This is a genomic window from Stenotrophomonas sp. Marseille-Q5258, from assembly GCF_946900935.1.
GTDB classification, from domain to species: Bacteria; Pseudomonadota; Gammaproteobacteria; order Xanthomonadales; family Xanthomonadaceae; genus Stenotrophomonas; species Stenotrophomonas nematodicola.
Genome location: NZ_CAMPPN010000015.1, coordinates 1 through 19,779, shown reverse-complemented (window position 1 = coordinate 19,779; position 19,779 = coordinate 1). Strand labels below are relative to the sequence as shown.

Below are 19,779 nucleotides of genomic sequence, written 5' to 3'. Positions count from 1 at the left end.
GATCAGTGCGGCGAGGCCACCGCACGGTTGGACGAAACGCCCTTGCGCTTGTTCTGCGGGGCGGCATCTTCGGCCATCAGGTTGTCGCTGCCGAAGTCGGTATCCACGTCCAGCCAACGCTGGCTGGGCAGGCCCATCGCTGCGTCGAGCACGGTCGGCAGCAGGCCGCTGGGCAGGCTGCTTTCACCGTTCCACATGATGGCAATGCCGAGGTCGCGTTCCGGCACCAGCGCAACCAGCCCACGGTAGCCCTGCACCGCGCCGGCATGGAACACCACTTCATGGCCGGCGTAATCGAAGTTGCGCCAGCCCAGTGCGTAGCCGGCCGAATGCAGGCGTTCGCGGCGCCAGCCGGAGCGCATTTCGCCCGGGGTGCTGATCAGGGTGGAGTGCAGGGTGGCCAGCAGCGGCGCAGGCAGCACGTCGGGCCGGTGTCCGGTGTGGGCCAGCAGCCACTGCGCCATGTCGCTGGCGCTGGCATTGACGCCGGCCGCCGGTGCCAACCGGTAATAGGTGGGCTTGGGGGTCAGGGCAACCCAGCCGTTGCGGCTGCGCACATGCGGACGCGCCCAGCGCGAGCTGGCCTGGATGCCGGCCAGGCCGAGGCTGGCGTCATCCATGCCCAGCGGCTTGAACAACCGACGCTCGACCGACTGTTCGTAGAAACTGCCGGAGGCGGCGTAGACCACGTCGCCGATCAGACTGAAGGCAACGTTCTGATAGGCGTAGCACTCGCCCGGCTGGCACTTGAGCGAGGTCGAGGCCAACTTGTGGGTCAGCGTGTAGTACTCCGCGTTGGCTTCCACGTCGCGGTCGTATGCGTTGTAGGGCAGGCCGACCCGATGGCTGAGCAGGTCGGCCACGGTCAGCCGCTCGGTTGCTTCCGGCGAGTTCAGCCGGAAGCCGGGGACGTAGTCGGTGACCTTGCTGTCCCAGCGCAGGGTGCCGTCGTTGACCAGCAGGCCGGCCATCGTACCGGCGAAGGCCTTGGACAGCGACGCGAGGCGGAACACGGTATGCGCGTCGACCTGCTGCGGATTGTTGACGTCGGTAACGCCGTAGCCCCGCGCGCTGAGCACGCGGCCGCCCTGGACGATCGCCACGGCCATGCCGGGGACGCGCTCGCCATAGGTGAGCTGCTGGGCCATCGATTCGATTGCCGCGACATTGAAGCCCGGTGCGGGCGGCAGTACCTGCCGCGCGGCCGGCGCGGCGCGATACGCGGCCGGCTGGGTGTGCGGCACGTTGGCCGGGACGCTGTTCTCGATGTTGACGGGGAACGCGGACGGCGAGGCACTGGGGGTCTGTGCAGTGGAAGACATTGCGATGGGCATCAACATGCCCAGCAACCCGGTTGCCGCCGAACGGATCGGTCGGCGCCTGCTGTTCTGATTCATCGTGTAGGGCCCGTGCGCGACTGCTGTAAGGGATTCTAGCGCCGCTTTTCCTCATTGCACAAACGAAGCGAAGATGAATACGTATCACATTGAAAATGCGTGGGTTTTTGCGCTGCTCCGACGGTCCGTGCCGCCGACGCGGCGGGGCCCGGTTCAGCGTGATCCCGCGTCCTGGCGCAGCCACTGCGCGGCCCGTTCGGCGATCATCAGGGTGGGGGCGTTGGTGTTGCCGCTGATCAGGCTGGGCATCACCGCAGCATCGACCACCCGCAGCCGCTGGGTGCCGTACACCCGCAGCATCGGGTCGACCACGGCATCGGCATGCTGGCCCATCGCACAGGTGCCGACCGGGTGGTAGATGGTCTCGGCCTTGGCACGGATGAACGCGGCCAGGGCCGCATCATCCAGATCGTCGCGGGCAGGAAAGACCGGGGCGCCGCGCCACGGATCGAACGCGGGCTGGGCCAGGATCTGCCGGGACAGCCGGGCGCACTCGATCATCATCCGCAGGTCGTGGCCGTCCGCATCGCCAAGGTAGTTGGGCTGCAGTCGTGGCGGCGACCGCGCGTCGGCATCGCGCAGGTACAGCCTGCCGCGGCTGCGCGGATGCAGCGGGCACGCATGCAGCGTGTAGCCATCACCGGGCAGGCGATGGCGGCCGTGGTTGTCGAGCATGGCCGGCACGAAATGGAACTGCACGTCGGCGCGTGCGTCCGGCGCCAGTGCCGAGCGGGCGAAGCCGCCGGCCTCGGCCAGGTTGCTGGTGCCGGCACCGCGATGGCCGCGCAGGAAGTAGTCGATGGCGATGCGCAGCTCGTTGCTGCGGTCGTAACTCACCCCGGGATGGGTGTGCACGACCGTGCAGATATCCAGGTGGTCCTGCAGATTGCCACCCACCCCGGGCAGGTCCACGCGCGGGGTGATGCCGTGGCCGCGCAGTGCGTGGGCGGGACCGATCCCGGAGAGCATCAGCAATTGGGGCGAATGGATGGCGCCGGCGCTGAGGATCACTTCGGCCGATGCGGTGGCATGTCGATGCTCCCGGCCACGCCGGTAGTGCACGCCGGTCGCGGTGGTGCCGGCGAAGCTCAGCGCCACCGCCTGGGCGCCGGTGAGCACGGTGAGGTTGCGCCGTGCACGCGCCGGGCGCAGGTAGGCGGTGGCACTGGAGCAGCGGGCGCCATCGCGCTGCGTGACCTGATACAGGCCGACGCCGAGCTGGTGGACGCCATTGAAGTCATCGTTGGGCGCATGGCCCGCCTGCACGGCGGCGGCCAGGAACACGGCCGAGAGCGGGTTGTGGTGGCGCAGGTCGGACACCGACAGCGGTCCGGCATCGCCGTGCAGTGCGCTGGCGCCGCGGCTGTTGGCCTCGCCATGCAGGAACCACGGCAGCACCTGCGCCCATTCCCAGCCGGTGGCGCCGGCAGCCGCCCAGCCGTCGTAGTCGGCCGGCACGCCGCGGATGTAGCACATGGCATTGATCGCGCTGGATCCGCCCAGCACCTTGCCACGCGGCCACCACAGGCGCCTGCCGTCCAGGGCGGGCTCCGGCTCGGTGTCCAGGTTCCAGTTGATGCGCCGGTTGTTGACCAGCCGCGCCAGGCCGGCCGGCATGTGGATGAAGGGGTTGCGGTCGGCCGGGCCGGCTTCGAGCAGCAGCACCTGGCACTGCGGGTCGGCACTGAGCCGGTTGGCCAGTACACAGCCGGCCGAGCCGGCGCCGACGATGATGTAGTCGTACCTGTCCCGTGCCAATGCCAGCAGCTCCCCGATGGTGTACCCCGGAGCATAGGGCAGACGGACGGTGAACGGGTCGGGCGGTGTGGGCCGGGCAGCGCTGCGCGGGTGCGGCGGTCGGCTACTGGCGATGTTGCGGTGCATCGTTTACCTTGCGCGCTTTGCCGCCCGGAGTTCCCACGATGCTGCCGTTTCGACGTCGCCTGAGCGCGGAGCGGGTGCGATGACCGCCGTGGCCACGCCGGTGCGGGGATCGGGGCTGCGCGATGCGCTGCGCCAGTCGCCGCCGCTGATCTGGGCATCGGTGTACTTCTTCTGCCTGCTGAGCGGCTATTACGTGCTGCGCCCGGTACGCGAGGCGATGGCGGCCTCGGCGGACCTGCAGACATTGTTCCCGTCCGGGCTGATCGCATGGTTCGCTGGCCACGGCATTGCGCTGCAGGACTTCGTGCTGCAGTTTCTGTTCACCTGCGTGTTCCTGATCATGCTGGTGATGCAGCCGCTGTACGGTGCGCTGGTGAGCCGCTATCCGCGGCGGGTGTTCCTGCCGGTGGTGTACGGGTTCTTCATTGCCACGCTGCTGGGCTTCTATGTGCTGTTCGACAGCGGGGTGCCCGGTCGCGGGATGGCGTTCTTCTTCTGGATCACGGTGTTCAACCTGTTCGCGGTGGCGGTGTTCTGGAGCTTCATGGCCGATGTGTTCTCCAACACGCAGGCACGTGCGTTCTACGGCTACATCGGCGCGGCCGGCACCATCGGGGCCTTTCTTGGCCCGATCATCACGTCGGCGCTGGTGCAGCGGGTGGGCATCGCCAACCTGATGCTGGTCTCGGCCGGCTTCCTCGGTGTATGTCTGTTCTGCATCTGGCGGCTGCGCCTGTGGGCGGTGGCGCGTGAGCGGGATCAGCAGCTGGTGTCGGGCGAGACGCCGATGGGCGGAAGCGTGCTGGACGGCCTGAAGCTGATCGCGCGCGAGCCGCTGCTGCGCTGGCTGGCGCTGATGGTGCTGTTCGGCGTGGGCATCGGGACGCTGTTGTACAACGAGCAGGCCGCGATCGTGCGCCGGCTGTATACCGATCCGGCGGCAAGCACGGCCTTCTTCTCGCGGGTGGATCTGGCGGTGAACGCGCTGACGCTGCTGCTGCAGTTGGGGCTGACCCGCTGGCTGTTGTCGCGCTACGGTATCGCGCCGGCGCTGTTGATCCCGGGCTTTGCGATCATTGTCGGGTTCTCGGCACTCGCGGCCTCGCCGTTGCCGCTGCTGGTGGCGATGGTGCAGGTGATGACGCGGGCGAGCGAGTTCTCGCTGGCCAAGCCGGCACGCGAGACGCTGTACACGCGGGTGGACCGCCAGTGGCGCTACAAGGCCGGTGCGGCGATCGATACGGTGGTGTACCGCGGCGCGGACCTGGGCTTTGCGTGGGTGCACAAGGGGCTGTCGCTGTTCGGCTCGCACGTGCTGTTTGCGGGGGGGCTGGTGGTGGCCGGGCTGATGACCTTTGCCGCGTTCGGCCTGCTGCGCGAAGAAAAGAAGCTGCCGGCCGAGCGCCCGGAGTAAGCTCTGGTCATCTTTTTCGAGGCCTGCCCATGTACTGGACCGCACTGATCCTGACCCTGGTGGTCGCCCTGCTGCACGTGTACTTCCTCGTGCTGGAAATGTTCCTGTGGACGCGTCCGCTGGGCCTGAAGACGTTCCGCAACACGCCGGAGAAGGCCCAGGCCACGCGCGTGCTGGCGGCCAACCAGGGGCTGTACAACGGCTTCCTGGCCGCCGGCCTGTTCTGGGGCCTGTTCGATCATCTGCCGATGCTGGTCAACTTCATGCTGGGCTGCGTGATCGTGGCCGGCTGTTACGGCGCCTACAGCGTCAATAAGCGGATCTTCTTCATCCAGGCCGTCCCGGCGATTCTGGCCGCGATCGCCTGGCATTTCGTGCCGGCGTAAGCGAGGTCGCCGGTAGGTGCCGACCGTTGGTCGGCACAGCCAGAGCCAAAGCCCGCATCTGGATTCTCCCCGGCTTGGCTGGCGGGCGTGTCCCGTACCCCCATTCCCGCCGGCCACGCCCGGGAGAATGCGGATGAGGGCTGTGGCTGTAGCTCTGGCTCTGGCTCTGGCGTTGAAAGGCACAGAGCGTGCCGACCAGCGGTCGGCACCTACCGATCGGTGAGGTGACCGGTGGTTGGAGCGTTCCGCGAACGGTCCTGCGGTGAGAGCCACATCTGGATGCGGGCGCTGAAGACCGGTGTGCCGGCGGTGTCGCGGATATGGACGTCGACGGGCAGGGTGTAGCCGCTGTCGGCCGCGATGATCGGCTGGGCGGGTGTGGCGACGGCGTGCTGGGTGCCCGTGGCCTTGGCGAGGTACTGCACTTCCATGCCCTTCGGAATCCAGCGCATGCCGCGCGGCAGCGAGGCGTCGACCATCAGCCCGGCGGTGAGTTCGGCCAGGTTGCACAGTGCGATGGCGTGGACCGTGCCGATGTGGTTGGTGACCCTGCGCCGGTGCGCGATGTGGCCCTCGCAGCGACCGGGTTCGAGCACGGTGATGCGCGGGGCGATGCTGGCGAAGTAGGGCGCCTTGAAACATACCGCGCGCGCGAACAGCCATTGGCCTGCGGGCCAGCGCTGCATGCGACGGTACAGGGTGAGCAGTGGAGCGGACATCGGGGTCTCCTGGAAAGCGGCCGGGCGCCGCTGCAATGAAAAACGGCGGACCGAAGTCCGCCGTTTCCGTTCACGTCGATGCAGGCATCACGCCGCTTCCGAGCGTGCGTCCTTGCGCTCGCGGTCGTAGTAGCTGGCCGCGCGCAGCTCGTGCGGATCGAAGTCGTCCACGGTGATGGTTTCCAGCGTCAGCGCGCGGAGTTCTTCCAGCAGGGTGCGCTCGTCCTGGGTGATGACGCCCTCGGCCACGGCTTCGTCCAGCTGGGTGGTGAAGTCCAGGGCTTCGATGCCCTTGGTCTTGACCGCCTTGATGAACTTGCGCTCGACCGGCTCGGCCATGATCGCCTTGGACAGGTAGCTGTTGATGCGGCCACCCGGGTTGTTGTCGCACGGCGTCAGGAACACGCCGTTGGCCAGGCGGTCGCGGGCTTCGTTGGGCGCCATGAGCAGCGCGGCGACGCGGTGACCCAGGCGGTCGCCCGGAGCCTCGGCGCGGCGGCCGAACGGGAAGATCAGCGCCCACATCAGCCAGCCGATCGGACGGATCGGGAAGTTGCGCAGCGCGGCCGACAGCGACTCCTCGATCTTGTGCACGCTGTCGTGGAAGGCCCAGGCCAGCAGCGGCTGGTCGGTGGCCGGCGCACCTTCGTCGTGGTAACGCTTGAGCATGGCGCTGGTCATGTAGATGTGGCTCAGCACATCGCCCAGGCGACCGGACAGCGACTCCTTGAACTTCAGCTTGCCGCCGAGGGTCATCATCGAGATGTCGGCCATCAGCGCCAGGTTGGCCGAGTAACGGTCCAGCTTGCGGAAGTAGCGGCGGGTATAGGCATCGCCCGGGGCGGCACCGAACCGGGCGCCGGTCAGGCCGAACCAGAACGAGCGGACGGCGTTGGAGATGCCGAAGCGGATATGGCCGAACAGGCTGCGGTCGAATTCCTGCAGGCCTGCACGGGTGTCCGGATCCTGCGCGGCCTTCATTTCCTTCAGCACCCACGGGTGGCAGAGGATCGCACCCTGGCCGAAGATCAGCAGGCTGCGGGTCATGATGTTGGCGCCTTCGACCGTGATCGCGATCGGTGCGGCCTGCCAGCTGCGGCCGGCGAAGTTGCGCGGCCCCAGGATGATGCCCTTGCCGCCGATCACATCCATCATGTCCGAGATCACTTCACGGCTCATGGTGGTGCAGTGGTACTTGGCGATCGCCGACGGTACCGACGGCACGTCGCCGCGGTCCACGGCGGCGGCGGTGGCCTGGCACAGCGCGCTGATCGCGTAGGCCTTGCCGCCGATGCGTGCCAGGGCTTCTTCCACGCCTTCGAAGCGGCCGACCGACAGGCCGAACTGCTTGCGGATGCGTGCATATGCGCCGGTCACGACCGCGCCGGCCTTGGCACCGCCACTGGCGGTGGACGGCAGGGTGATCGAGCGGCCCACGGCCAGGCACTCATTGAGCATGTTCCAGCCCTTGCCGGCCATCTCGGCACCGCCGATCAGCTGGGTCAGCGGGATGAACACGCCCTTGCCGCGGATCGGGCCGTTCTGGAAGGTCGAGTTGAGCGGGAAGTGACGGCGGCCGATTTCGACACCGGCGGTGTCGCGCGGCAGCAGTGCCAGCGTGATGCCGATGTCGCGGGTGGTGCCGATCAGCCCATCCGGATCGTACATGCGGAAGGCCAGGCCGATCAGCGTGGCCACCGGGGCCAGGGTGATGTAGCGCTTGTCGAAGGTGAGCTTGACGCCGAGCACCTGCTCGCCGTTCCACTCGCCCTTGCAGACGATGCCGTAATCGGGAATGGAGGTGGCGTCCGAGCCGGCGAACGGGCCGGTCAGGCCGAAGCAGGGCACTTCACGGCCGTCGGCCAGGCGCGGCAGGTACTGGTCCTTCTGCGCCTGGGTGCCGTAATGGTTGAGCAGTTCGCCCGGGCCCAGCGAGTTGGGCACTCCGACGGTGGAACTCACCACGCTCGACACCGATGCCAGCTTCTGGATCACCTTGTGGTGCGCCAGCGCGCTGAAGCCCAGACCGCCGTATTCCTTTGGAATGATCATGCCGAAGAACTTGTTCTTCTTGATGAAGCTCCACAGTTCCGGCGGCAGGTCGGCGTAGACGTGGGTGATTTCCCAGTCGTTGACCATCCTGCACAGCTCTTCGACCGGGCCATCCAGGAAGGCCTGTTCTTCGGCGGTAAGCTGCGGCTTGGGGTAGTTCAGCAGGATGTTCCAGTCGGGGTCGCCGGTGAACAGCTGGCCTTCAAAACCGACCGAGCCGGTTTCCAGGGCGATGCGCTCGGTCTGCGACAGCGGCGGCAGCACCTTGCGGAACACCTTCATCATCGGCGCGGTCAGCAGCGGCTTGCGGATGAACGGCAGCAGCAACGGCACGGCGATCACCGCGACGATGGCGGCAGCCACGATCGTGGCGGTCTGGTTGACGTAGGGAATGAACCAGCAGGCGACCAGCAGCGCGACGCTGACGAGCGTCCAGGTGATCAGCCGCATGCGGTGGTAGGCGACGATGGCCCCCGCCAGCAGGAGGGCCAGGAAGGGAACGACAATGCTCATGAGCGTGCTCCGGTGACGTGCTCGGTAGTGGCGGACTGTGCCACGGCGGAGGCCGAGGGCAACACGTCCAGATAGTCCAACACAGTAGCGGTAAAGGCGCTGTTGTCATCGCCGGCGACCATATGGGTGGCCTCCGGCAACTGCACGTGGCGAGCGTGCGGCACCAGCGCGAGGAATTCGGCCACCGTCTGCGGGGTGACCAGGGTGCTGCGCCCGCCGCTGACCAGCAGCAACGGGCATTTCACCTGGCGCGCCGCCTCGGCGAGCGCGTCCTGGTGCTGTTCGCTGTCGCGCGCCAGTTCGGCGACCAGGCGCGGATCCCAATGCCAGCGCCAGCGGCCGTGGCCATCCTCGCGCAGCAGGGCGCGCAGCGCCTCCTCGGACTTGCGCGGGCGGTGCGGCATGTACGCCGAGATCACGTCCGCCGCCTGCGACAGCGAGGCGAAGCCGTCCGGATGCGCGGTCATGAACATCAGGATGCGTTCGACTCCGGCGGTATCCCAGCGCGGGGTGATGTCCACCAGCACCATCGCCGAGAACAAGCCGGGCCAGCGCGACTCGGCGAGCAGGCCGAACAGCCCGCCCATCGACGCGGCGACGAGGATCGGCGGCTGCGGCTGTTCACCGGCGAGCACGATCAGGTCGTCGGCGAACTGTTCGCCGTGATAGGCCAGGGCGGCGGGGTTCCAGTCGGAGTCGCCGTGGCCGCGGGCATCGTAGGCCAGGGTCTGGTAGCCGGCGCCGGCGAGGGTCTGCGCGGCGGCGGTCCAGGCATGCCGGGTCTGGCCGAAGCCGTGTGCGAACAGCACCGTGCCACGACGCCCGGGGGATGAGCGGGTGGCAGCCAGCACGGCATCGTGCGCGCCGGTCAGTCGCTCATCGTCAAAACGGGGCAGGGTAGAAGAAGGAGTGACCATACTCGCTAGTATGGACCGGTGCTGGTCGATGTCAATACTTGGGGGTATGGTGAGCGGATCCCTTGCCCTGACTGGGATAGGGCGGTTGCCGATGCAACCACGTACTGCAACCAACCCCAGCGTATGGTTAAATTACCTCATGAATGAACCCGAAGCTTCCGCCGGCGAGCCACGTGCCGGCCGCAACAGCCGCCTGAGTGCCGAAGACTGGGCCCAGGCCGCACTGGATCTGATTGCCGAGCAGGGCGTCGGCGCCGTTGCAGTCGAACCACTGGCCCGTCGGCTGGGGGTGACCAAGGGCAGTTTCTACTGGCACTTCCCGTCGCGCGATGCCCTGCTGCAGGCCGCGCTGGAGCGCTGGGAGCTGTTCGAGCAGGAGCAGGTGTTCGGCAGCCTGGCCGACGTGACCGACCCGCGTGTGCGCCTGCGCCAGCTGTTCCAGGTGGTGGCCCATGAAGTGCAGCCGCACATCATCTACAGCGAGCTGCTCAAGGCGCTGGATCACCCGATGGTGCGCCCGGTGATCGATCGCGTGTCGCATCGGCGCCTGGAGTACCTGGTCGCGTCGTTCCGGCAGGCCGGCCTCAGCCGCACCGATGCACAGCACCGCGCACGGCTGGCCTATGCCGCGTACGTCGGCTTCCTGCAGCTGTCGCTGCAGCTGCAGCAGCCCAAGCAGGCCCGCGAGGATTTCGAGGCCTACGTCGAGCACGTGATCGAGACGCTGATTCCGGGCTGATCGGCGCTGCGGGCGAGAACACCAGAAGGCCGCGGAAACGCGGCCTTTTTCATGCACGCACGGTCTCCGGCAGCGCAAACGACAACGGCCCCTTTCGGGGCCGTTGCTGCATCAGGTACCGATCAGTGGATCGATCAGAACTTCTGCTTGTACTGCATGTACATGTAGCGGCCCGGCAGGTCGTACTGCGGGTCGAACATGTTGTAGGCCACGACGTACGAGGTCGGCGGCTGCTTGTCCCACAGGTTGTTCACGCCCACGTTGATGGTGCCGTTCCACGGGGTGTTGTAGCGGAACTGGATGTCGTGGTACGTGGTGGCGCCGATGTAGTTGCCAGCCGCTCCGTCGGAGCAGTAGGCGAACGCAACGGGATCTTCATCCGGATCGAAGGGGCATTCTTCCTTCATGCCCGACTTGTAACGCAGGCCGTAGTTGACGCCGAAGTCCTTGAAGCTCCAGTCGACGTACAGGTTGCCACGGATGCGCCAGTACGGATCCTGGTTCAGGTAGTTGCCCTGACGGCCATCAGCCACTGCATCGGCGGTCGCCTTGGTCTCCCACTTGCTCAGGTAGGTCGCATCCAGGTTGATGCTGAACTGGCCGAAGCTGGTTTCCGGCAGACGGTAGGCGATGCCCAGGTCCCAGCCTTCCACGTTGTACGAGGCCAGGTTCAGCAGCGGCATGCGCACGTTGGTGATGGCGTAGTTCTGCACGGCGGTGCCGTAGGTCGGATCGCGGGTGATCAGCGGGCAGTAAACGGCCTGCTGCTGTGCCGAACCGGTGTAGCAGTAGTTCACGATGTCCTGGATGTCCGGACGGGTGATCGCGTTCTCAACTTCGATCTGCCACCAGTCCAGCGTCACGTTCAGGCCGGACACGAAGCTCGGGCTCCACACCAGGCCCAGCGTCTTGCTGGTCGAGGTTTCCGGCTGCAGGTTGTCGTTGGAGGTCCAGGTGAAGGCTTCCGGACCCTGACGACCACCGCTGCCGCCACCCGGCTGCACGAAGTTGCCCGGCACGCCTTCGTCGGCGCAACGCTGGGCGATCGCGCCGGAACGGCGGCCGCTGTGCAGGGAGCAGGGATCAACGAAGGTTTCGAACGAATCGGCATCGCCTGCGTACAGGTCGTTGATGCTCGGTGCGCGGAAGCCTTCGGAGTAGTTGCCGCGCAGCATCAGGTCGTCGATCGGCTTCCAGCGGAAGCCAAACTTGTTGTTGGTGGTGTTGCCGAAGTTGCTGAACTTCGAGTAGCGCGTTGCGGCGCTGAAGTCGAGCAGCTTGGCGCCCGGCAGGTCAGCCAGCACCGGGATCGACAGTTCCAGGTAGACCTCGTCCAGGTCGTAGCCACCCTTGGTCGGCTTGGCGCCGTTGCCGGTGCTGAGGCCCGAAGCGATGAACGCATCCGGATCGAACTGGCCGCTTTCCTTGCGGTATTCGTAACCGGCAGCGAAGGCCAGGTCACCGGCCGGCAGCGGCACGATGGTGCCGGAGATGTTGGCGTAGTAACCCTTCGAGACCAGGGCCGACGAGTCGTGCGCAGTGAAGGCGGTGTAGTTGATCGCGTCCTGCGAGATCGAGCCTTCCGGACCCAGCGGGTTGACCGGCACGCAGTCGGCGATCACGGCGCCGCCCGGTGCGGTGACGCAGACCGGCTTGCCGTCGCGCATTTCCGACGGGCCGTAGGCGTTCGCCAGATTGGCACGGTTGAACAGGCCGTAGGTCAGCACGTTCTCGTCGGTCTTGTCGTAGCGGTAACCGGCATCCCAGTCGAAGGTGCGGCCGGCGAATTCGAAGAAGCCTTCGAAGCCACCGTAGAAGTGCCAGTTCTTTACATTCTGGTTGAACGAACGGCCGCCGGTTTCGTTGAAGCGGCGGGCAACGCTGGTCAGGTCAACGCCGTACGGGTTGTACATGCTGTTGGCGCTGAGGCGCTGGCCGGTCACCGGCATCGCCGCGAGCAGCTGCTCGGACTTGCGCTCGTTGTACAGCGCTTCGGTCTTGAAGGTGATGTTGTCGGTGAGGTTGTACGAGCCGGTCGCGAACAGCGAGGTGCGTTCCTGCGGGGTCAGCAGGTAGTTGTCCGGCGAGGTGTTGTAGCCGTGGATGTCCGAATCGAACAGGGTTTCCACGCCGTTGAGGATCACGTAGCGGTCGCCGTTGCGGATGTACGAGCCCGGCACGCCGGTGGTGCTCTGGCCGCTGAAGAACGGCGGGCCACCGGCGGAGATCGCACGGTCACCGGCCATGACCTTGCCTTCCTTGACGTAGGAAGCGCCCAGCATCAGCGATGCGCGGTCGGTGGTGGTGCCCAGGGTGAAGTCATAGGCGTCGCGCTCGCCGTCGCCCTGGCTGTACTGGCCCTTGTAGACGTTGGCTTCGGCACCATCGAAGTTGTTCTTCAGGATGATGTTGACCACGCCGGCGATGGCGTCCGAGCCGTAGATCGTCGAGGCGCCATCCTTCAGGATGTCGATACGCTCGACCATCGCGGTCGGGATGGTGTTCAGGTCGACGCTGCCGGTGATGCCGGTGGTCCAGCGACGGCCGTTGACCAGCACCAGGGTGCGCTCGCTGCCGAGGTTGCGCAGGCTGATGCCCGAGCTGCCGTCGCCGCCGTTGTTGTACGTACGGTTCAGGGCAGCGCCGCTGGCGGAGATGCGCTGCAGGATGTCGGCCACGGAGGTGACGCCCTGCTTTTCGATGTCGGCACGGCTCAGGCTCAGGACCGGCTGCGAGGTCTCGACGTCGGTGCTCTTGATGCGCGAACCGGTAACCGAGATGCGGTCCAGGTTGGTCGGGTTGGCGGCTTCCTGCGCCTGCGCGGTGGAAACAGCGGCGGACGCGATCAGCGCGACCACCACTGCATCACGCAGCGGGTTGGACTTAACGTTCATTTGCTCTCTCTCTCCAAGGGGAATCTTGGGTACTTCACTGGGGTGTCTGCCTGTGGCGAAGCGAAAGGGCGCTTCAAAGACCACGAGGCTGACTCGATAGTAACTGCGGATTCCAAAGAATTAAAGCATCGTTAACAAACGATGTGGACGGCGTGAAGTTTGAAAAGTTACATGTAAAACAATGGCTTGGTGAGACAGATCGCGATTCCGGCCTCAATCATTAAGGCTGTGTGATGAAAATTCGACGACAAATTTGTCACCGAATGTATCAAGGTTCCTATTCAGTTCAGACGCGCTATGGCATGAATGCGAACGTCTCCCATCGAGCCGCCATCGCCGGTCGGCAAGGGAGGCAGCCCAGCCCCCCTCGGGACGCGCAGGCACAAAAAAACGCGCCGGTGGGCGCGTTTTTTGTTGGGCGATGCCCGCTGTCGGGGGGATCAGAGATCCTGCTCGTAGCGTACGTACGGGACGGTGCCCTCTTCGGTGCTCTCGTTGCGCGGCGCGAAGGGGTTCTTGCCCCGGGTGATGACGTTTTCGGCGCCGACGGTCAGCTGGCCGCTCCACGGCGTGCGCCAGGTCAGGCCGACGCCCAGCCCTTCCCATTTGCCGGGCTGGCCGGGGACATCGACCACCCGGCCGATGATGTTCCCGCTGAAATTGCCATAGCCTGCACCGATGGTCAGGCTCTTGCTGTCCCAGCGGTCCACCAGGGCCGGAGACATGTCGGACAACGGCACGAGGCGCGCTTTGGCATAGGTGCCGCCAATGGACACAAACCCCTCGCGGCCGATGTTCTTCTGGCCGAACACGGTCAGGTCGTTCTGTTCGGCGCGCATCGCCGGGGATTTGTTCGGCCCTGCCAACCATGCCGGCAAGGTGTCGCGGCCGCTGCCGGCGGTGATGCCGAGGCGGCCACCGGGACGGTTGAAGGCTGCCGTGCCAGTGACCCGGCGCGACAGGGAGGTGTCGTCATCGTCACCAAGGCTGGCAAGCATGCAGTGGCTGGCCAGGCCGCTGATGCTGGTGCCGCGGCTGCTGTTGCACAGCAGGCCCAGCGAATCGCCCGAGGACAACCCGAAGGCGGCGTCGAGCGAGCTGCGGCCGAAGTGCCAGCGGGCGCCGGCACTTTGCTCACCGGTGGGCTCCAGGTACAGCAGCGCCTCGACCTTGCCACTGCCCTTGTTCCAGATCGGCAGCACCGTGCCGTCCTGCTTGCCCTTGGACTGCGCATACGCGCCCGGGATCGCGGTCAGGGCGATCATCAGGGCAAGCGGTAGACGCAGAAGGGCACGCATGGGAACTCTCAGACAGCGGCAATGAGCACAAGTTCCCGCCGAGGCGGGACACCGATCCTAGGGTGTTTATGATTTCTTAACAAGTCTTGGTTCTCCCCAGAACAAAACTCGTGCGTCGATTACTGAAGACGTTCAGGTGCCGGCGACGTGGCCGTCGGCTCGCTGAACAGTATGTCCAATTCCGTCAACGGAAAGTGATATTCCCGTCCACAGAATTCGCATCGGATATCCACCGCGCCCGTGGGTTCGGCCGCCGCCCGGGCTTCGGTCTCGCCCAGCGAGATCAGCATCCCCTGCACCCGCTCGCGCGAGCACGAACAGTCAAAGCGCAGGGGGCGCTGCGCCAGCAGTTCCGGTGCCTCTTCGTGGAACAGGCGATGCACCAGGTCTTCCGGGCCCACCTCCAGCAGCTCCTGTCTGCCCAGGGTCTCGAACAGCGCGCTGGCCCGCGACCAGCCGTCGTCGTCGCCCTGGTCGCCGGGCAGCTTCTGCAGCAGCAGGCCGGCGGCGCGGTCGCCATCGGCGGCCAGCAGCAGGCGCGTGGGCAGCTGTTCGGACTGGCGGAAATAGTCCTCGAAGGCTTCGTCCAGGCTGGGCGCGGTCAGACCGACCAGGCTCTGGTAGCGCTGCGGTTCGCGCGGGTCCAGGCCCGGGTTCTCGATGGTGATGGCCAGCAGGGCGTCATCGCCCAGGGCGGTCAGGTCGCGCGGGGCGTCGTCACCGCCGTCGGCCAGCTGCACGATGCCGCGCAGGGTGCCCGCCGCAGTGCATTCGGCGAACAGAGTGCGCATTGCGGTACTGCTGCGCAGCTGGATCGACAGGCGCCCGTCGACCTTGGTGTGGCCGGTGAACAGGGCCGAGGCGACGCTGGCCTGGCCGAGCAGTTCGGTGGCGTTGGCCGGATAGCTGGCCGGGGCGAGGATGTCCCGCCAGGACGCCTGGAGCTTGACGTGGACGCCACGCACGCCGGCATCGGGAAGCAGGAAACGGGTCAGGGTGTCGGTGGTGTGGGTCATCGGTTCGAAGGCTGCGCGAAAGGAGGGGCAGTTGCCGGATAATGCGCCGACAACCGTGCAAGCAGAGGATGCACCACTAATGGGGGCAGAGCGCAGCAACCACAAGGCCGACCCGGGCCTGGATCCACCGCGCGCGCGGCGTTGGCGCTGGAAACGCCTGCTCTGGCTGCCGGTCCTGTTCGTGGCCATCACGGTCCTGCAGGTGGTGCTGCTGCGCTTCCTGGACCCGCCGGTGTCCACGGTGATGATGTGGCGCTATGGCGAGGCGTTGGGCCAGCGTGACTGGGACTACCGCCTGCACTACCAGTGGCGCGACCTGGACCAGATGGCGCCGAGCCTGCCGATTTCCCTGGTGGCCGCCGAAGACCAGCGCTTCCCCGTTCACAACGGCTTCGACCTGCAGGCGATCGAGAAGGCGCGCGATCACAACGCCCGCGGCGGGCGGCTGCGGGGGGCAAGCACGATCAGCCAGCAGGTCGCCAAGAACCTGTTCCTGTGGCAGGGCCGCAGCTGGGTGCGCAAGGGCCTGGAGGTCTGGTACACGCTGCTGATCGAAGCGCTCTGGCCGAAATCGCGGATCCTGGAGGTGTACGCCAACATCGCCGAATTCGGCGACGGCATCTACGGTGCGCAGGCGGCGTCGCGGCAGTTCTGGAACAAGGACGCCGCCCGGTTGAGCCCGGCGGAGAGCGCGCGGCTGGCGGCGGTTCTGCCCGCCCCCCGGCGCTACACCGCGGCCCGCCCCGGCCCCTATGTGCAGCGACGCGCTGCCTGGATCCAGCGCCAGGCGCGCCAGTTGGGCGGGCAGGGCTATCTGGCCGAGGAACCGTGACGGTCCGTGCCGACGGGCGGCCCCGTACAATCGTCACCATGCCTGCCGATCGCCTCACCGTTGTCATTGCCGCGCACGACGAGGCGCAGGCGCTGCCGTTGCTGCACCCGCGCCTGTGCGCCGTGCTCGACACCCTGGACGGCATCGATGGGCGCATCCTGTATGTGGACGACGGCAGCCACGACGCGACCTGGGCGGTGATGGAAGCGCTGGCCGCGCAGGACCCCCGGGTCGGCGTGCTGCGGCTGTCGCGCAACTTCGGCAAGGAGGCGGCGCTGACCGCGGGACTGGACTTTGTCGACAGCGGCGCGGTGATGATCCTCGACGCCGATGGCCAGGACCCGCCGGAGTTGATCCCCGCCTTCGTGGCGCTGTGGCGGGAGGGGTACGACAACATCTATGGCACCCGGCTGGCACGTGATGGCGAAGGCTGGATCAAGCGCGCCACCGCCGCGGCGTTCTACCGGGTGATCGGACGGTTGTCGAAGACGCCGATCCCGGCCGACACCGGTGACTTCCGGCTGCTGTCGCCGCGGGCGCTGCAGGCCCTGCGCCAGTTGCGCGAGCGCCACCGGTTCATGAAGGGGCTGTTCGGCTGGGTCGGTTTCCGTCGCAAGGCGGTGCCCTACCACCGCCATGCCCGGCTGGTGGGCGACAGCAAGTTCGGCCTGTGGCGGTTGTGGAACTTCGCGCTGGAAGGGATTACCGGCTTCTCCACCGCGCCGCTGCGGGTGACCACTTACCTGGGGCTGGCGGCGGCGAGCTTCGCCTTCCTGTTCGCGCTGGTGGTGGTGACCAAGGCGGCGCTGTACGGCGACCGGGTGGCCGGCTGGCCGACGATGATGGCGGTGATCCTGTTCCTGGGCGGCGTGCAGCTGATCGCGCTGGGGCTGATCGGCGAGTACCTGGGGCGGCTGTACGAGGAGTCCAAACAGCGGCCGCTGTATCTGGTTGACACCTGGCAGGCGCCGATCGTGGCAGACTCGGCAGCGCATCCCGTCGGTGGAGAGCAAGGCCATGACCACGGTTCGACAGCTGTTGGAAGGCAAGTCCCCTGAGGTTTTCGCGGTTGCCCCGGACACGGCGGTGATCGAAGCGATCCGGCTGATGGCCGAGAAGGGCATCGGTGCGGTATTGGTGATGGAGGGCCGGCGGCTGGTCGGCATCCTGTCCGAGCGCGATTACGCGCGCAAGATCGTGCTCCACGAGCGCTCGTCCCACACCACCCCGGTCAGCGAGATCATGACCGCCAAGGTGGTCACTGTGGCGCCGTCCGAGCAGGTCGAACACTGTCTGCAACTGGTCACCGATTACCGCATCCGGCACCTGCCGGTGGTGGACGGGAGCGGCGTTCTCGGCGTGATCTCGATCGGCGACCTGGTCAAGTCGGTGATCGACGAGCAGGCGCAGAAGCTGGATCAGCTGCAGCAGTACATCGTCGCCGGCTGACCGCCCCCGGTAGGGAAGGGAGGGTGCCGACCGCCGGTCGGTACTCCCCGCAGGCCTCACTTCGCGTAGTGCCCGCCGCAGTCGCTGTCCTTGCCCGGGCCGGTTTCGATCGTCGCCAGCAGGGCGGCGGGCGGGGTAATGCTGCCCAGGGTCAGGGCGATCGCGCCCCGCAGGCCCAGCGCCTTGAAATCGGGACGGAACGACGGGTCCTTGAAGGTACCGCCGATACGCAGCGGCGAGCGCAGCGCCAGGATGCTGATGTCCTTCGGACGCGGGCGCAGCAGCAGGTCCAGCTGCTCCTGTTTCAGGTCGACCGTGCCTTCGCCGACGATCAGGGTGTCGGTGGTATCCAGCGCCAGCGCACGCGAGCGCATCACGCCATTGCCCACGCTGAAGTCGCCGAACCCGCAGCGCAGGGGGATCTGTTTGTCTCCGGTGAACAGGAATTTCAAGGACTCGGCCACGTCCAGCCCGGCCAGCTCCATGATCAGGTTGCCGACATGGCCCCGCCCGATGGCCACGCCGACGTTGCCATCCGAACTGCCAAGCATTGCGGCCACCGAATTGCCGGTGCCGGCCAGGTCGACGTTGCCGCTGATGCCGCCGGAGGCCTGTTCGGCCAGCTTGGCATCGGGGAACAGGCGGCCGAGCTGGACCTTGCGGATGGTGGCCTGCAGGCGGGTGGCGATGGTGTCCCTCCGCGCATCCAGGCGGATGGTGCTGCGGATGTCGCCGCCGGCGACGCCGAAATTCAGCGGCTCCAGGCGGAGCAGGCCCGCATCCAGTTTGAGATGCGCATCCATGTCATCCAGGGGCAGCACCGGGGAGTTGATGCGCTGTGCCTTCCACCGCACGTCGGCGTCCATCGCGCGCAGCTTGGTCAGGTTGTACGGCGTGTCGGGCAGCACCTTGGCGCGCGCTGCCAGCGCGGCGGCTTCGGCTTTCTGTTCGGCGTTGGCCGACTCCCCTGCGCCGGTCTTCGGCGGCGCGCCGATGAAGCCGGCCAGATCGTCGAAGTCCAGTCGTCTGGACACCAGGTCGGCTTTCAGGAACGGCCGCTCGCCGCCGACATCGATCTGCGCGGTACCGCCGAGGTCGCTGTCGCCGGCGGTGCCGGTGAAGTTCTCGTAGCGCCAGGTATCGTTGTTGCGCTTGAGCCGCCCCTTGAGCCGATACGGCGGTGTGGAGGGAATGGCCAGGCCGATCAGCGGATACAGGTCTTCCATGTCCTGTCCGCTGAGCATCAACTCCAGATCGAAGGTGCGCAGCGCGAACGGGTTGGTCAGCGTGCCGCTGGCGATGGCATGGGTGGCGCCGGCGCGGCCATCCAGGTGGATGCGGAACGGGTGGTCACTGTGGGTCAGTTCCAGCGGCGATTCGGTGTTGCCGTCCAGGGAGAAGGGATTGCCCTTCCAGCGCCCCTTGCCCTTGACCAGCAGGGGCGGTGCGCTGTCCTGGCGACGGGGTTTGCCGCTGTTGAGCGCGACCAGGACATCGGTTTTGCCGGCCGCATCAATGAACTGCAGACGCCCGTCGTCAACCAGCAGGCGCTGAAGTTGCGGCGGGTTGCCGGTGGACGGGCCGAGAAAATCCCAGTTGCCGGGCGTGTCCTTGCCGGGGCCGGTTTCCAGCAGCAGGTCGGGCCGGGTGAGGCGCACTTCGGGAATGCGCACCTCGCCGCGCAGAAGTGGCCAGACGCGGATGGCGATCTCGGCACGATCGGCGGTGGCCATCCGAGGGGTCTTCGCCCACGCTGCATTGGCGAAAGTGAGGCTGTCGCCGCGGATGACGGTAGTGCGGCCGAGGTCGACGTCGAGGTCGCCGTTGATGTGGAATGCACGGCCGGTCCTGGCCTGCACCGCCCGCTCGACCGGTCCCTTGAACCAGTTCCAGTCCCACAGCGCGATGAGGATCAGCAGCGCGGCGAACAGAAACAGCAGGATCGCCAACCAGCGCTGCCCGCGTTTGCCGGGACGGCGCCAGCGGCGCGCTGCAGGAGACGGAGCAGGGGAGTCGACAGTATCCACGCGTTCCATCCTTGCCTGTTCATCGTGCAGGCAACGCGAAGCATTGGTAAGGATGGTGTCAGGGCGTCGTGCAACGGCAACGGCGCTCACCTGATGTGTGGATGAGCGGCGTGGTGCGAGTGGGCTTACGGATTCACGGCGTGTCCCCTAAACCCACCCGCCCCCCCCACGCTGTTCTTTACGTTGCCGTCGGCGTGGGGCAGAGAATCTGCGCAGTCACGGCCCCAAAACGGCCGACGCCG

Annotated in this window: 15 protein-coding genes; 6 read left to right on the top strand and 9 right to left on the bottom strand. The window is 66.8% G+C overall.

Annotated features, from left to right (window positions below):
• Window positions 1-2 precede the first annotated feature (2 nt).
• Window positions 3-1,397 (bottom strand): serine hydrolase domain-containing protein, encoded by a 1,395-nt coding sequence (locus OC534_RS11370; RefSeq protein WP_017354604.1) that lies wholly within the window; start codon window positions 1,395-1,397, stop codon window positions 3-5.
• A gap of 153 nt (window positions 1,398-1,550) precedes the next feature.
• Complete coding sequence (locus OC534_RS11365; protein ID WP_246863961.1) at window positions 1,551-3,281, bottom strand: choline dehydrogenase; 1,731 nt, start codon at window positions 3,279-3,281, stop codon at window positions 1,551-1,553.
• Between the two features lie 79 nt (window positions 3,282-3,360).
• On the opposite strand from OC534_RS11365, the gene OC534_RS11360 reads away from it, so the two are divergent.
• Complete coding sequence (locus tag OC534_RS11360) at window positions 3,361-4,695, top strand: MFS transporter (protein WP_262071811.1); 1,335 nt, start codon at window positions 3,361-3,363, stop codon at window positions 4,693-4,695.
• A gap of 29 nt (window positions 4,696-4,724) precedes the next feature.
• Window positions 4,725-5,081 (top strand): DUF1304 domain-containing protein, encoded by a 357-nt coding sequence (locus OC534_RS11355; RefSeq protein ID WP_136003067.1) that lies wholly within the window; start codon window positions 4,725-4,727, stop codon window positions 5,079-5,081.
• 209 nt (window positions 5,082-5,290) lie between these two features.
• Here OC534_RS11355 and OC534_RS11350 read toward each other — a convergent pair whose 3' ends face one another.
• The 3 genes from OC534_RS11350 to OC534_RS11340 form a co-directional block, all read right to left on the bottom strand.
• A complete protein-coding gene (locus OC534_RS11350; protein ID WP_136003068.1) occupies window positions 5,291-5,800 on the bottom strand; it encodes a hotdog fold domain-containing protein in 510 nt (169 codons plus the stop codon).
• Between the two features lie 87 nt (window positions 5,801-5,887).
• Window positions 5,888-8,365: an acyl-CoA dehydrogenase gene (locus OC534_RS11345; RefSeq protein ID WP_017354609.1), complete on the bottom strand. Its 2,478-nt coding sequence runs from the start codon at window positions 8,363-8,365 to the stop codon at window positions 5,888-5,890.
• Complete coding sequence (locus OC534_RS11340; protein WP_262071810.1) at window positions 8,362-9,282, bottom strand: alpha/beta hydrolase; 921 nt, start codon at window positions 9,280-9,282, stop codon at window positions 8,362-8,364. Before OC534_RS11340 ends, OC534_RS11345 begins: the two co-directional genes overlap by 4 nt.
• Before the next feature lie 139 nt (window positions 9,283-9,421).
• On the opposite strand from OC534_RS11340, the gene OC534_RS11335 reads away from it, so the two are divergent.
• Window positions 9,422-10,021, top strand: a complete 600-nt coding sequence (locus OC534_RS11335) for a TetR/AcrR family transcriptional regulator (protein ID WP_017354611.1) — start codon at window positions 9,422-9,424, stop codon at window positions 10,019-10,021.
• Window positions 10,022-10,155: 134 nt separating this feature from the next.
• On the opposite strand, the gene OC534_RS11330 is transcribed toward OC534_RS11335, so the two are convergent.
• From OC534_RS11330 to OC534_RS11320, 3 genes are all read right to left on the bottom strand, one after another.
• On the bottom strand, window positions 10,156-12,915 hold the full coding sequence (locus tag OC534_RS11330) for a TonB-dependent receptor (protein ID WP_017354612.1): 2,760 nt from the start codon (window positions 12,913-12,915) through the stop codon (window positions 10,156-10,158).
• Window positions 12,916-13,355: 440 nt separating this feature from the next.
• Complete coding sequence (locus OC534_RS11325; protein ID WP_262071834.1) at window positions 13,356-14,180, bottom strand: hypothetical protein; 825 nt, start codon at window positions 14,178-14,180, stop codon at window positions 13,356-13,358.
• A 152-nt stretch (window positions 14,181-14,332) separates the two neighbouring features.
• Window positions 14,333-15,229 carry an Hsp33 family molecular chaperone HslO gene (locus tag OC534_RS11320; RefSeq protein ID WP_262071809.1) on the bottom strand — a complete coding sequence of 299 codons (897 nt, stop codon included), beginning with the start codon at window positions 15,227-15,229 and terminating at the stop codon, window positions 14,333-14,335.
• Between the two features lie 79 nt (window positions 15,230-15,308).
• Here OC534_RS11320 and mtgA point away from each other — a divergent pair, with 79 nt between their 5' ends.
• The 3 genes from mtgA to OC534_RS11305 are packed head-to-tail and all read left to right on the top strand — an operon-like array spanning window position 15,309 to window position 17,510.
• Window positions 15,309-16,061, top strand: a complete 753-nt coding sequence (gene mtgA, locus OC534_RS11315) for a monofunctional biosynthetic peptidoglycan transglycosylase (RefSeq protein ID WP_262071808.1) — start codon at window positions 15,309-15,311, stop codon at window positions 16,059-16,061.
• A gap of 38 nt (window positions 16,062-16,099) precedes the next feature.
• A complete protein-coding gene (locus OC534_RS11310) occupies window positions 16,100-17,119 on the top strand; it encodes a glycosyltransferase family 2 protein (RefSeq protein ID WP_017354616.1) in 1,020 nt (339 codons plus the stop codon).
• Complete coding sequence (locus tag OC534_RS11305; protein ID WP_017354617.1) at window positions 17,079-17,510, top strand: CBS domain-containing protein; 432 nt, start codon at window positions 17,079-17,081, stop codon at window positions 17,508-17,510. The genes OC534_RS11310 and OC534_RS11305 overlap by 41 nt, the downstream gene beginning before the upstream one ends.
• Window positions 17,511-17,566: 56 nt before the next feature.
• Here OC534_RS11305 and OC534_RS11300 read toward each other — a convergent pair whose 3' ends face one another.
• Window positions 17,567-19,546: an AsmA family protein gene (locus tag OC534_RS11300; protein ID WP_262071807.1), complete on the bottom strand. Its 1,980-nt coding sequence runs from the start codon at window positions 19,544-19,546 to the stop codon at window positions 17,567-17,569.
• Between the last annotated feature and the right edge of the window lie 233 nt (window positions 19,547-19,779).